This window comes from Sedimentisphaera cyanobacteriorum (assembly GCF_001997385.1).
Classification (GTDB): Bacteria; Planctomycetota; Phycisphaerae; order Sedimentisphaerales; family Sedimentisphaeraceae; genus Sedimentisphaera; species Sedimentisphaera cyanobacteriorum.
This window is the reverse complement of the sequence record NZ_CP019633.1, coordinates 2,165,546-2,179,292: the sequence shown is the minus strand read 5'-3', so window position 1 is coordinate 2,179,292 and position 13,747 is coordinate 2,165,546. Positions and strand designations below refer to the sequence as shown.

6 protein-coding genes are annotated in these 13,747 nt (G+C 50.1%); 2 read left to right on the top strand and 4 right to left on the bottom strand.

The features are described 5' to 3' along the window. Positions 1–6 precede the first annotated feature (6 nt). Both L21SP3_RS08865 and L21SP3_RS08860 read left to right on the top strand, forming a co-directional pair. On the top strand, positions 7–1,206 hold the full coding sequence (locus L21SP3_RS08865; RefSeq protein ID WP_077540722.1) for an efflux RND transporter periplasmic adaptor subunit: 1,200 nt from the start codon (positions 7–9) through the stop codon (positions 1,204–1,206). Continuing rightward, on the top strand, positions 1,199–4,309 hold the full coding sequence (locus tag L21SP3_RS08860; RefSeq protein ID WP_077540720.1) for an efflux RND transporter permease subunit: 3,111 nt from the start codon (positions 1,199–1,201) through the stop codon (positions 4,307–4,309). Before L21SP3_RS08865 ends, L21SP3_RS08860 begins: the two co-directional genes overlap by 8 nt. Positions 4,310–4,410: 101 nt before the next feature. On the opposite strand, the gene L21SP3_RS08855 is transcribed toward L21SP3_RS08860, so the two are convergent. The 4 genes from L21SP3_RS08855 to L21SP3_RS08840 are packed head-to-tail and all read right to left on the bottom strand — an operon-like array spanning position 4,411 to position 13,744. Further along, the gene (locus L21SP3_RS08855) at positions 4,411–9,063 is read right to left on the bottom strand and encodes a right-handed parallel beta-helix repeat-containing protein (RefSeq protein WP_077540718.1); all 4,653 of its coding nucleotides are present in this window, start codon (positions 9,061–9,063) and stop codon (positions 4,411–4,413) included. Between the two features lie 28 nt (positions 9,064–9,091). Beyond that, positions 9,092–10,711: a right-handed parallel beta-helix repeat-containing protein gene (locus L21SP3_RS08850; protein WP_077540716.1), complete on the bottom strand. Its 1,620-nt coding sequence runs from the start codon at positions 10,709–10,711 to the stop codon at positions 9,092–9,094. A gap of 14 nt (positions 10,712–10,725) precedes the next feature. Then, positions 10,726–12,243, bottom strand: a complete 1,518-nt coding sequence (locus L21SP3_RS08845; RefSeq protein ID WP_077540714.1) for a sulfatase-like hydrolase/transferase — start codon at positions 12,241–12,243, stop codon at positions 10,726–10,728. 4 nt (positions 12,244–12,247) lie between these two features. Continuing rightward, positions 12,248–13,744 (bottom strand): sulfatase family protein, encoded by a 1,497-nt coding sequence (locus tag L21SP3_RS08840; protein WP_077540702.1) that lies wholly within the window; start codon positions 13,742–13,744, stop codon positions 12,248–12,250. Between the last annotated feature and the right edge of the window lie 3 nt (positions 13,745–13,747).

Sequence of the window (13,747 nt, the reverse complement as noted above, 5' to 3'; positions counted from 1 at the left end):
AAAAATATGAAGAAAATACTTAACATCTCAATCAATCTGATACTTCCTCTTTTGATAATAGCCGGCGGTTTGCTGATAGCGAAATATCAGCTCGATAACAAGCCTGAGGCGAGAAAAAGAAAACCCGAGAAACAGGCAAGACTCGTAACGGCTGAGAGCTTCAGCAAGGCGGATTACCCCGCTGAGGTTAGGGCTATGGGAACCGCCCAGCCGGCAAGAACAGCCTCGATCAGGCCTGAGGTTTCCGGAAAAGTGGAATGGACTGCCGAAAGGCTCATACCGGGAAGCTTTGTTCAGGCTGGAAGCGAGCTTGTGCATATTGAAAAAACAGACTACCTCAGCGAGCTTGAGAAAGCCAGAAGCGCTCTTAGCTCTGCAGAGGCCGATTTAGAGATTCAGAAGGGTAATGTCCGCGCTGCAAAGAGCGATTATGAGCTGATGGGCGAGCAGCTCAGCGAACAGGACAGGGCTCTTGTGCTGAAAAAGCCCCAGCTTCAGAAGGCAGAGGCGAGTGTAAAAAGCGCTCAGGCCGCCCTTGCAAGGGCAGAGAAAAATTACGAAAGATGCATAATTCAGGCACCGTTTGATGCGAGGATAAACGAGAAAAACGTTGAGCTCGGGGAGCTTGCGAATACATCAGCCAGAGTTTTCGAGCTTGTGGGCACAGAAGCGGCTTGGATTGAAGTTCTCGTGCCGGAGAAGCAGCTCAAATGGATTCTGTTCCCGAAAAACACCAGGGAAACAGGCTCAAAGGTTGAAATCTACAACGACTCTGTATGGCCCTCGGATGCATCCAGAGAGGGCAGGGTGCTCAGGCTTATCGGCTCGCTCGAAGAAAATGGGCGAATGGCAAGGGTGCTTGTGGAGGCGGAAGACCCGTTCTGTTTGGACAGGCAAAACAACGGCGGGGAGGAAATCCTCTTCGGGGCTTATCTGAGGTGCCGGATTCACGGAAAGATGATTGAAAACGTTTTCCGCCTGAAAAGAAAATACATCCACGACAACAATACCGTCTGGGTAGTGAACGAGGATAATAAGCTTGAAATCAGAAAGGCAGAGATCGTATTCAAAGAACACAGCTTCGTTTACGTTAAGAGCGGAATCACCGAATCGGACAGAGTGGTTACATCAGACATCGCAGCACCAGTGGAGGGTATGCCTCTTCGCATAAGCGAGGCAGCAGCCGAGGAGAACGCCTATGAATAACCCGCAGACCAAACTTACCGGACCGATCGCCTGGATGGCCAAAAATCATGTAGTGGCCAATCTTTTGATGATAGTTTTCCTCGTAGGCGGTTTTCTGCTTTCCTCGCAGATAAAGCAGGAGGTGTTTCCTGAATTCGATCTGGACAGGGTTACAATCACCGTTCCGTACCCGGGCGCAAGCCCTGAGGAGGTTGAACAGGGGATTGTGCTTGTGGTTGAAGAGGCCGTGCGCGGCCTCGACGGGGTAAAAGAGATCACCGCCACCGCTTCTGAAGGTGTGGGCGTGGTAACTGCCGAGCTCCTTGAAAGCGCAGACCAGCAGAAGGTGTATCAGGATATCCAGCAGGAGGTGGACAGGATTATAACATTTCCGGACGATGCTGAGGAGCCGGAGGTAAACCTGAATGTAATACGCAGGCATGTTATCGACATGCAGATCTACGGAGACAGCTCCGAGTGGGTGCTTCGAGAGGTTGCAGAGCAGGTGCGCGACCGGCTTCTCAACAGCGAGGGCATAACGCAGGTAGACCTTTCAGGCGTTCGCGATTATGAGATATACGTAGAGATAGACAAAAACAAGCTTCGCGGCCTCGGGCTCAGCCTCAGCGAGGTATCGAGGATCATAGACACAAACTCTCAGGAGATCCCCTGCGGTACACTTCGCACAAAGTCCGGCGATATCCTCGTGCGGATTATGCAGAGGAAAGACTGGGCGGAGGAGTTTGCCCGGATCCCGATTGTTACAAATGATGACGGGTCTGTTCTTTATCTACGAGACATTGCCGAGGTAACAGACACATTCGAAGATACAAAAAAAGAGGGCTACTTCAACGGAAAACGCGCTGTTGGGATAAACGCTTTCAGAACCGGAAAACAGACACCCATAAGCGTTTCGGAAAGCGTAATGGAGGCAATGCATTCTATAGACAGCACTATACCGCCAGGGATAGACTGGGTTATTACCAGAGACCGCTCTGATATCTACCGCCAGAGGCTCGAACTGCTCCTGAAAAATGCCTTCATCGGCCTTACACTCGTCCTTTTAACGCTGGGTATATTCCTCGAGATAAGGCTCGCTTTCTGGGTAACGATGGGTATTCCGATCTCGTTTCTCGGCGGACTGCTCTTCCTGCCCGGGCTCGGGGTAACGATAAATATGATATCGATGTTCGCATTTATCGTCTCTCTTGGTATTGTGGTTGATGATGCGATTGTTGTGGGCGAGAACATATACGAATACCGAAAACGCGGCGGGAACTTCCTCGAAGCAGCAGTCAAAGGTGCAAGGGAAGTGGCAGGGCCGGTAACCTTCAGCATTATTACAAACGTGGTGGCGTTTATGCCGCTTATGTTTGTCCCGGGATTCGTGGGCAAGATATGGAAGGTGATTCCGCTGGTGGTTTCAACGGTTTTTATAATATCGCTGGTTGAGGCGCTTTTCATTCTCCCCGCGCACCTCTCCCACAAGCACAAGCGTGAGGGCTGGCTTATATCCAAAATTCACAAGTATCAGCAGGCATTCAGCAGGAAATACGAAAAATTTATCACCAATCATTTCGGCCCCCTGCTCAAATTCCTGCTCAGATGGCGTTATGTGGTTATAGCGGCAGGTATAGCTATTTTTGCAGGGATACTCGGCTACGTTCAGAGCGGACGAATCGGGACAATCCTTATGCCTCGTGTGGAGTCTGATTATGCCTATGCCTCCGCAAAACTTCCCTTCGGCGCTCCGCTGGAAGATGCAAGAAAGGTGCAGAATAAATTGGTGAAAGCGGGAAGAGAGATTGCTGAAGAAAACGGCGCAGACAAGCTCTCCAAAGGGCTGTTTTCCGTTATCAGAGGAAACAGGGTTTCTGTGCGTTTCTTTCTTACCGATGCTGATGAAAGGCCGGTCTCAACCACACAGGTTACCCGCCTCTGGCGTGAAAAGACAGGAGAAATACCCGGGCTGGAGATGCTGCGTTTCGAAGCGGACAGAGGCGGGCCGGGCTCGGGAGCCGCGATTACTGTAGAGCTTAGCCACAGTAATATAGACATCCTTGAAAACGCAGGCGAGGCCCTCGCAGAAGAGCTCTCTGAATTCGGGCATGTAAAAGATGTGGACGACGGACATACCCCGGGCAAAAGACAGTACAACTTCAGGATCAAGCCGGAGGGAAGAAGCCTCGGGCTCACAGCAGCAGGAATCGCCTCGCAGGTGCGGAATGCATTCTATGGAGCTGAAGCCGTAAGGCAGCAGAGAGGCAGGAATGAGGTGCAGGTGCGAGTGAAGTATCCCGAAAGACAGCGAGTGAGCGAATACGACATAGAGCAGTTTCTCGTTAGAACCCCTTCAGGCACGGACGTGCCTTTGCTGCAGGTAGCAGATTATTATATCGGCCGGTCGTACACTACCATCGACAGAAAAGAAGGCAGGCGGGTGATTCAGGTTACCGCAAACGTTGAGCCGATAAGCGAAACGAGCAAAGTGCAGACCTCGCTTATGGAAGATATCCTGCCCGAGGTTAAAAAAGACTTCCCCGGGCTCTCTTACGGTTGGGAAGGCCGCCAGGAAGACTTCAACGAAAGTATGAAGGCACTTTTCCTCGGGCTCATAATGGCGGTGCTGTGCATTTATGCAGTGCTTGCTATCCCGTTCCGAAGCTACTGGCAGCCGATCATTGTGATGATGGCTATCCCGTTCGGGATTATTGGAGCGGTTCTCGGGCATATACTAATGGGCTACTCGCTGAGCATTATGAGTATGATGGGGGTGGTTGCCCTTGCGGGGGTTGTGGTGAACGATTCGCTCGTGCTGATCGATTTTGCAAACAACCACAAGCTCGAAGGCTCTACGCCTTTGCAGGCCGTGCACAGGGCTGGGCTGAGAAGATTTCGGCCCATTATGCTCACAACACTCACAACGTTCGGAGGGCTTGCACCGATGATTTTCGAAACTTCCCGGCAGGCAAGGTTTATGATTCCAATGGCTATCTCGCTGGGCTTCGGTATCGTCTTCGCAACCGTGATTACATTGGTTCTTGTGCCATGCCTTTATGTGATGCTGGACGATGTAAAAATCTTGGGCGAAAAGATCAATCGATTCCGCTTTGCAGAGGAATAAAAACCGTGTAATCGTGCAGTTTATGTGGATTAACTTCGATGCGGCTTAAATCGGAGCCGCTTTTCTCAGGCAGTATGTTTCTGCAGCATAGAAATATCCTATTAGCTTCCCATCTCGAAAGCGCCTAAATCCGGCAGGCCTATGATGGGATTGCCTCTGAAATCTTCCTGCACCTCAAGGCCTATTTCAAGGCCAACGCTGTCGCCGGGGAGTTTGGGGATTTCGATACCCGCATCCTGCACTGCATCTGTGTTTGTGGGGATATAATCGAGCGGGTCGGTTCCGCCGAGATTGGTAAATACAGGCCAGCCGTATATCGGAGCTGAATCCTGAATCGGCATACTTGCCGGCCATATATCCTCATAGATATACATATTGTTTTCAAAAATCACATTGCTCACCTGTCCTGAATCCCCGGAATCGTGCGCAGTTTCTCCGTACATGCAGAAGATGTTGTTTGCGATAAGAAGCCCGTCTGCTGTTTTTTCAATCCTGAAACAGGATCTTCCATCACCCTGAGTGTATATCGTATTGTTGTAGATGTAAGTATTAAAAGGGCCTGTCTTTGGATTCCCTGAACCGACATAACCTCCTGCAAATATGGTTTTCCCTTCCTGTAAAGCCCCGTTTTGCCCCTTTACCCTGAAGCCGTCATTAACGCTTACGTTATACCGGTAGCAGCAGTTGTAGTTGTTGCCGAGGATTTCGATGAAACCGCCTTCGTTGTCCATGCTGAAATTGTACTGAACTACCACATCTGAACAGTTAAAATCTATATGCGCTCCGCAGGAATCTGCCTTGCCTCTTGCATGCATAAAACTGTTCTTCTCTATAAGCACATTGTGGCAGCTCCAAGGCCAAATCCCGCTCCCTCTGCCGTGCATTCTCGGGTCAACGTACGCTCCGCTCGCATCAACGGTGTTCCCGCGAACCAGCACATCCCTGCACCTTCCCGGCTGAATTCCCGGTCCGCCTATATCAGTGAGCGTGTTGTTCAATATCTCTACATCCCTCGTATAGCGGCTCTGGTCGCTGGTTTGTCGTGTATGTAGGCCCAGAGCGTAATGGCCGGTTCTTTCTATCTCGCAGTTTTCTATTAAAACACCTTCGAAGTAGGGTTCGCCCCAGCCTTGCGCCATCACTTCTATGCCTTTGCCCATATTCGAGGTTGGATTTTTCCCTCCAGCACTGATTGGCACTTCTGCGAATATATCGTGGATGTAGAGGTCAGAGAGTCTGATGTCTTTCCGGATTTCAGAGCCGGAAGCTGATGCATAAACACCGTATCGCTCTTTCTCTGCGCGGGGGTCTATAGCCTGACCGCCGTCGGAGGTGATTTCAATCCCGCTAACCTCAACAAAGCTTGAATCTATAATTTCTATTCCCGCAAAGAAGCCTTTTGAATCAATTACCGGCTTTTCGCCTTCTCCCCACGAGGATATCTTAATCGGGGCTTTTTCGGTTCCGCTGGAGGTTATCTGGAACGTGCCTTCGAAAGTCTGGCCGGATTTAAACAGGACAGAATCGCCCATATCAAAACTTTGCGTGCTGGCTTTCGAGAGAGTTTTCCAAGCCGACTGCGGGGTCAGCCCGGAATTTGAGTCGTCTCCGTTTTCGCTGTCTAAATAGTATTCCGTGCCCGGGGCAAAGATAAGCCAGCTTTCAGCGAGGACTGAAAAATCCAGCAGATTCACAAAATCGTCTCCGTTTTCCGGAGCGATATCAGCAGAAGGCCTCATTGGAGGCCCGAGCCACTGATGAACCATCATCATAAGATCGGTATGGTCAACGAAGCCGTCCTCATAGATATCAGCATCGCTGTTTTGGCTTGCCTTTATCGTTAGCAGTCTAACGCTGCCTGCCGGTACAGTAATCTCGAGCGAGTCCGGCGGCCTTCTGATTTCGCCCAGAGGCTGCTCGGAGCCCAGCTGGTCGTAAACTTCCCACGCCCCTGATTCGCTGCCCAATCTCAGCCTAACCTCCCGCTCTTTCGGGCTCAGAGTTGCCGAGTCCATCAAAAGCGCATAATATGTCTCCGGCGAATCCTCGCTTTGAATTACCTGCCAGAAGCATTCGTTTTCCACATAAAAAGGCATATTGGTTCGCTGAGTGAGAAGCTCGGAGCTTATCTCTGATTCAGCAAGCATAAGTCTATCGAAGCTCTCCCAGCTTACCCCGTCTGTTTCAAAGGCCTTTTTGCACCAAGGCATTGCCTCAAGCTGCTGCTTGGATTTATACGGCACAGCGAGCGCAAATCCTGAGGGTGAGGTTGGGAAGAAATTGTCCCATCTTCGCTTTGTGTTGAAGAATATGGAGGTTAAGTCGTATTCGGGCACGTCTTTATATGCGTTCCAGCATTCGAGGTTGTTAATTACATAGGCTGAGCTGTCCGGCGAATAATTATTCCAATCGTGGTTTACATCTTCCTTTCTCAGGTGCTCATAATCGGGCTCGGGAAGTGCTGCTGCCACAGGCGAGATCCCCTTTATCTGCTGTCTTGATGGCGTTGACGGGAATGCCCCAGATTCCACTATCTTGAGAAAATTCCACATTCCCTGCCTGTATGTATCGCTCCACCACTGGGTGTTTGGGTCTGTGCCTCTTTGATAAAGCGGGTTTTCCAAGGCGGTAACAGAATTAAAACGGAACACCTCAGCCCCCATGGCGAGCTGCGAAAGCAAATGACGCAGAACGATATGGCCGTTCCGAAGGCCGCCCCATTCGGCCGCTCTGTTTGAAGCAAGCCAGTCTCCGGCGAGATTGCAGCCCCATGATTCAACCTGTTCGGACATCCATAGGCCTACCCTTTCGGAAAAGCTCCAGTCAACAGCATTAACGTTGGAATTTTCTACGCCCGGCATCAGGATGTCCTTGTATGCAGGGAAGTAAGTCGAGGCCTGAGAGGGTGTCATAGCAGAAAAGATTGCCCCTTTCCCGCAGAGCATTATCTTAGCGGGCTCTTCGCCGATCTGCTGGGATCTTTGAAGCACTGCGTCCATGTGAGGCTTATAGGCATCGATTGTATGAAGCTCCTTTGTCCTGGCCATCATATAACATTCGCCTCCAACCACTGAGGCCTCATAGCAGTCTGCAAGATTTTCCGCAGACATATAGAGATTCTGGCCGTGGCCGATTTTGAGGCAGAAATATATCCCTCTGGATGCAAGCTCTGCGCAGTAGGCCACCATACCTTCAGGTGTTATATCCGGGTCGCCTCCGTTTGGTCCGATAACATTTGGACTATGGCTTGCAGCAAAGACAACCCTCTGCGGATTGCCTCCGAGCGTATTCTCCCAAGATTTTATCGCATCTTCAACCATCTGCCCGTGAGTTTCAATGTTTTCCGGAGTCATCTCCCAGCCCAGCCAGCTGGAGAAGTAGTGAATGAACCATATCGGCTTTTGGAAAGAGGCCTGCGAGCCTGAGAAACCCTCTAAATCGTCCCAGAGCTGATCGAGATTTGAATCCACCTCACCCAGCACTCCTCTTCCGTCTATTGTCTGCGCCTGCTGTTTCCAGTTATCGCCTGATAAATCCACTGTGTAGAAATGGTCGTCTCCGGTGATCGGGCCTGCAAGCACGATTTTATCGAGCCCGCCGCTTCGGTCTTCGAGCCTTGCTGCATCGGTGAAGTGGTAGAGCGGGTGAGCGTTTGTGTAGTCTGAAACTTCGCATCTGTTTGTTTCTGGGCTTTTGGACGTGTCGTAATTTACGAGATACAGATCATCGCCGTAAACAGTAAAAAGCTCGGTGTCGGGGTATTCCGCGCCGCCTTTAAAATTTCCCGGAATGCCCTGCTGAAGGAGATATTTGCCTGTGGGCGTAGTCTCATAGGCGTTTTCATAGTCCTGGCCGAGATAGAGAAGTTCGCCGTCATCAACGAATTCTGAAAGCCTCGTCTCTGTAGAACCTGATTCGGGATGAAGCACTCCCCAGTGCGCAGCGATTTCCTCGTCTCCGTCCCCGTCCATATCATAGGCCCAGGGTGTCTGCTTGTCTGTCCAGCCCATTCCTGTATGTCCCCATGCTACCGTCGGGCCGGCATCGTCGTAAAGCGGTTCTTCAATTTGCAAATATGACGGACGCTCGAAAGTGTCGAGGTCGTAAAATTCGATATAGCGGTTCCCTGCAAAGCCCTTCTGAATATAGAACACCGCAATCTCATCACCGCCCGTGCCGTCGAAGTTCCCAGCCGCAATTCGTCTTACAATGCCCTTGTTCGCAGGCGTTTTCGCAGCAAGCTGACTGCCTGCCTCGTCAAGGAAATATACGCTCCCGTCAACTCCGCCTGCTGCGATTATTATCTCGCCTGAGCTGTTTTTGCCCGTCTCGGCGCAGTACATAGCTCCCGAGCCAACAGGCTTTTCGCTTAGAAGCTCACCTTGGCTGGAGAGTATTCTGAGTTTGCCGTCTGTTCCCGGGATTAAAATCTCCTCGCCCGGGCTCTGGCTGTTTGCCTGCGCTGCCTTTATCATAATATTAAAGCTTACGGGCGTTGAGTATTCCCAGAGAAGCGGGCTGCTGCCCTGCGGGTGAAGAGCGGGGCGGTCGTAGGCCTTGATCTTGCCCTGAACGGACATACATACAACGTAATCCTTCGCCCCGACGCCGTCGAAGTCTGCGGCGGTAATGTGGATTATATTATCGCTGCCGGTATTGTAAGGCTGGAATGCGGACTGCGCCATAGCCTGAAAACCAAAAACGCACAACAATAAAAACACAACCCGCTGATTTGGTAAAAAACGCGAGAGCATAGCAATTCCTCAATAAAAATAAGTAAGGTTAATCGATTTCAAAAGCGCCTATATCCGGCCTTCCTTTTATTTCTTTTCCGGCAAAATCGTGCGGGGGCTCAAGCCCTATCTCAAGGCCTGTTTCATCGCTTGGGAGTTTGGGGATTTCAATGCCCTTATCCTTTATCAGCCCTTTGTTTTGAGGAATGTAATTCTGAACCTGCCAGCCTCCGGGCTGCTGAAAATCAGGGCTTCCATAGATTGGGTTCGAATCTTTGATGCCCAAATCTTCCGGCAGGATATCTGGGCTGCAGTAGATGTTGTTCTTGAAGACAACCGGTTCAAACGGGTTTTCCGAACGAGCCTTTTGATTGTCCTGATCGCCCAAAACGTTTACCGTCTTTCCGTTCAGGCAGAATATATTGTTCGCAATCAGCAGTCCCTGAGTGGTGGGTGAGATGGAAAAGCAGGATCTGCTCCCGGGCTTTGTATAGATCGTATTGTTGTAGATATAGGAGTTGTACGGCCCGTGCTTTTCTCTGTTTCGTCCTACGTATCCGCTTGTCCAGAGGATTTTGCCCTCTTGATGTGCGCCTTTTTTGCCTTTCTCGCGGAAGCCGTCATTAACGCTTACGTTGTAGCGGTATGCGCAGTTGTGGTTGTTCCCGAGGATTTCGATAAAACCGCCGGCATTGTATGCGCTGTAGTTATACTGTATAACCACATTCCGGCAGTTGAAGTCTATGTGCATTCCGCAGGAATCGGCCTTCCCGCCTGCCTGAGTGAATTTATTTTTCTCTATAAGCACATCGCTGCACGACCATGTCCAGATGCCGCTGCCTCGTGAATGCATCCTCTTATCTGCAGTTGACCCCGAGCGGTAAACCTTATTGCCCTGCACGAGCATATCTTTTGCCCTGCTGGGCTGGATGCCAGGCCCGCCGATATACTGCAGTCTGTTTTTCAAAACGCGAATGCCGGTGTTGTAGTATTTTTCTTCTTTGTTATTGCAGCTGAAGCTTATGCCGGTGAATCCGGTTTTCCTGATTCGGCAGTTTATTACAGTCAAATCAGAGAGAAATGAATTCGTGTTTCCGCCGGACGAGAACAAAATCCCTACTGCTCTGTTTGATGTTTTGTTTTTGCCGTCTGAAGGTCTCTGTTTGGCAGCGAAGATATCGTGTATATCCAGCTCTTCCAGACGGATCGATTTATGCACCCCGCCTTTATCCGCTTCCACAAGCACAGCGTATCGCTGAGTTTGATTGAATTTCTCCTTCGGTTTGCCGGCGTCGCCTGTGATTTCGATCCCCTTAAGCACAACTCCGCTGGAGTTTTTTATATGCACGCCTGCGAGGTATCCTGCGGCGTCTATAACAGGCTCTTGTCCTTTGCCGTATGGAGCTATCACAAGGGGATTTTCCGCAGAGGCGTTTGCTGAGATTTTGAGCGAGCCGTTAATTTTGCTGCCCCGCTTAATCAGGATTTTATCGCCTGATGCAAATGATTTTGAGTTCACCTTTTCAAAGCCTTCAAGCGGAGAGCTTTCCGAAAGGCCGGAATTGGAATCGCTGCCTTCTTGGCTGTCTATATAATACGTTTCTGCTCTGGCCTGCGATAAAGCAAACGTCAGCAAGACCGCTGCGGTAAAAAATGTTTTAACTTTCAAAGTTTTCTCCGTTTTTAAGACATCTTTAAATTGCCGTTTTTGAGCATAGGCTCTTCAAATTTTTTCATCTGCTCAACAATCGCTTTTTTGAATCTCTGTGCAACGCCTGCATATTCTTTTTTATTGTAGAAATTAATGAGCTCGTCTGGGTCTTTCTCAAGGTCGAAAAGCCAAGGCCTGTCAACAGTAGATAGCACCAGCTTGTATCTGCTGCTAACAGCTGCAGCCCAATTTTCGTTTGCATGGCGGAAGTACACGATTCTCTCAGAATCGACAATCTTCTCATGGCTTGTGAAATCTTTAGAGATGTCCTCGCCGTGGCAGCCTTTGAGCTCGCCTTCAAAACCCATCAGCGAAAGGATAGTAGGTGCGAAATCGGTGTTGGTGTTTGCCTTCCTGACGATTTTGCCCGGCTTAATCTTTCCCGGATATTTGATAACAAACGGTATTCGGGCTGATGTTTCGTATGGCAGGCCTTTGTTGTGGCGGTTGTGCTCGCCCATGAGATCGCCGTGGTCGGAGGTGAAGACAACGATTGTGTTTTCCTCGAGACCTGTGCGTTTGAGGTAAGCGAGGATCTTGCCAACATTATCATCGATGCACTTTACCATGCCGAAATATTCAGCGAGTCCGTTCCTCTGACTCTCAGTAAAACCGTCTGTCCAATTTTTCCCTTTGCTTAACCAGCCGGGAAGGTTTTTGCCTGCATCCAGTGTTCGGGGCTCTTCGAATTTATCCTTATCATACATCTTATTGTAAGGACTTCGCACTTTATCCGGTCCGTGAGGATCGGGTATTGAGCACATAACGCAGAACGGCCTGTCTTTATCGCGTTCTATCGCCTGTATTGTGCGGTCGCAGAGAAAATCTGTGGTGAAGGATTTTTCGTCACCGATTACGCTTTCTTGTGAGGGCAGTTTCCACATCATTGTCAGCTTGCCGTCAACATAGTGCTCCGGCGGCAGTGCACCACCGTTATCTTTAACAATTAGTTTTTTCCAGTGGCCGCGGTTGAACATATACCGATTATCCTGATAGCCGAAATTCCGCTTAGGGTCCCACTGAGGCTTGCCGTAACCGTCCAGATGCCATTTGCCAAGGTACGTTGTTGCGTAGCCCTTTTCCTGCAGCACGTTTGCGAATGTTTTTACGCTCGAGAGCATTGGGATATTGTTCTTTTTAACTGCTGTAGCCTGCGGATACAGGCCTGTCTGCAGAGATGAACGTGAAGGTGAGCATACCGGAGAGCTGGAGTAGCAGCTTGTGGCGATAGCTCCCTGTTTTGCGATGGAATCGATGTGAGGCGTTTCAACCTTGAGCCCCTCGCCCCACATATACGCCTGTTCATTGCTGAGCATATCACGGCAGCAGCCGAGGGTTCTGAAATTGTGCTCGTCGGTGTGGATTATAACCAAATTCGGCCTGCCGGTTTTTCTTGCGCCTAATGTCTTTCCTGCAAGAGCCAGCGCCGCAGCGGAGCACGCGGCTGAACCAATAAACTGTCTTCTTGTAAATCGCCTGTTTTCAGGCATAGCTTTAGCCTTTCCTTGGATTCTTCCATTCTTCAAAAATATATTTATCCGTTGTAACCGGATCTCTCATTTCCTCCTGCCATGCGAGAAGCTCATTTTTCAGCTTGTTTTCAATCTGGCTGTAGGCGGGATTCCCGCTGAGGTTGTTCCGCTCCCAAGGGTCTTTGGAGTAGTCGAACAGTGCTGTTTTGTTCTCTGCGTAATGCACTGCGTATTTGTAGTTTTTGCTTCTGATTATTCGAAGCGGCTGAACTGCGCCGAGGAAGTAGTATTCTATAAATACGTATTCCCTTCCCGCAGGGGCAGAAGTTTTTATCGCCTTAACAAGGCTCCCTGCATCTGATCTGCCCTTGTTTGGCTTCTCAGCTCCAGCCAGCTCGCAGATTGTTGCCGCAAGATCCGCCTGACTCGCAATATCTTTGATCTCTCTGCCCTTGGGTATCCCGGGGCCTGCCAGTATAAGCGGTATGTGCATTTGGGCATCGAATGGCACAGGCCCTTTATACTTGAGACTCTCATGCTCGCCGCTCATATCTCCATGGTCTGCGGTGCGAATTATGATTGTGTTCCTGAACTGCTCGGGATAATCTTTTTTCAACACATTCAGCAGATCGCCTATCTGCTCATCCACCATCTCGTGCAGGCAGTAGTACAAAGCGCGGTATTTCTTCCAGTATTCGAGTTTTTCCCTGCGGGAGAGCGTTTCGTACTTGCCGCTGTTGCCGTAGGGGTATGCCCAGTCTCCCTTTGCAGGCGGAATGCCTTCTATCTTTTTGTCCCAGCCGGGAGGGGGATTGAGCTTATCGCCGAGCCTTTTTAATATCCTTTCAGCTCTTTTTTCCTCCCCGGGCACCCTTTTTATTTTGTCTTTGAGCCATTTTGTTGCTTTATCGGGATCGGGCAGCTCTTCACCTTCGAAGATATAGTTCATATGATAGATATCGTGCGGATTTAGGAAATGCGCCTGATAAAACCAAGGCTTTGATTCATCCCTGATCTTCATAAATCTTTTGAAGTACTCATCCTGACCGGCGTCATCCGTTCCGCCCATCACCTTTCCAACGCCGAGCCTCTTCTTTGGCTCGAGCAGATGCCATTTTCCGCCGTAGCCGTTGAAGTATCCAGCTTGCCGCATCTTATTGCCGAGAAATTCCACGCCTTCTGGGATATGTGCGCAGTAGGTTTTGTTAGTGTTGGCAACGTGCCGCGTCTGGTGGGGGTAGAGCCCTGTCTGGATTGTGCTCCTTGCGGGCGTGCACTGTGCTGTGGTGCAGTAGAAGCTGGAGAATGACGTTCCGTTTTCATAAAGCCAGCGGTTTGCGGGCATATCGAGCAGATCTCTTGTCTGCTCGTCAATCCAGCTTTCCTGATCGGTAACTATAAGCAGTATGTTTGGGCGGGCATCTTTTGCGTTAGATGTTGCCGCCCCGCTGAGCGCGATTGCTGCTGCACTGCTGCCCGCAGCCCTTAAGAAATCTCTTCTTGTAAAACTTTTCTGCATAGT

What these genes read in the sequence shown, in the direction of transcription:
- L21SP3_RS08865 (WP_077540722.1), top strand. Translation starts at nt 7, where the DNA reads ATGAAGAAAATACTTAACATCTCAATCAATCTGATACTTCCTCTTTTG.
- L21SP3_RS08855 (WP_077540718.1), bottom strand. Translation starts at nt 9,063, where the DNA reads ATGCTCTCGCGTTTTTTACCAAATCAGCGGGTTGTGTTTTTATTGTTG.
- L21SP3_RS08840 (WP_077540702.1), bottom strand. Translation starts at nt 13,744, where the DNA reads ATGCAGAAAAGTTTTACAAGAAGAGATTTCTTAAGGGCTGCGGGCAGC.
- L21SP3_RS08860 (WP_077540720.1), top strand. Translation starts at nt 1,199, where the DNA reads ATGAATAACCCGCAGACCAAACTTACCGGACCGATCGCCTGGATGGCC.
- L21SP3_RS08845 (WP_077540714.1), bottom strand. Translation starts at nt 12,243, where the DNA reads ATGCCTGAAAACAGGCGATTTACAAGAAGACAGTTTATTGGTTCAGCC.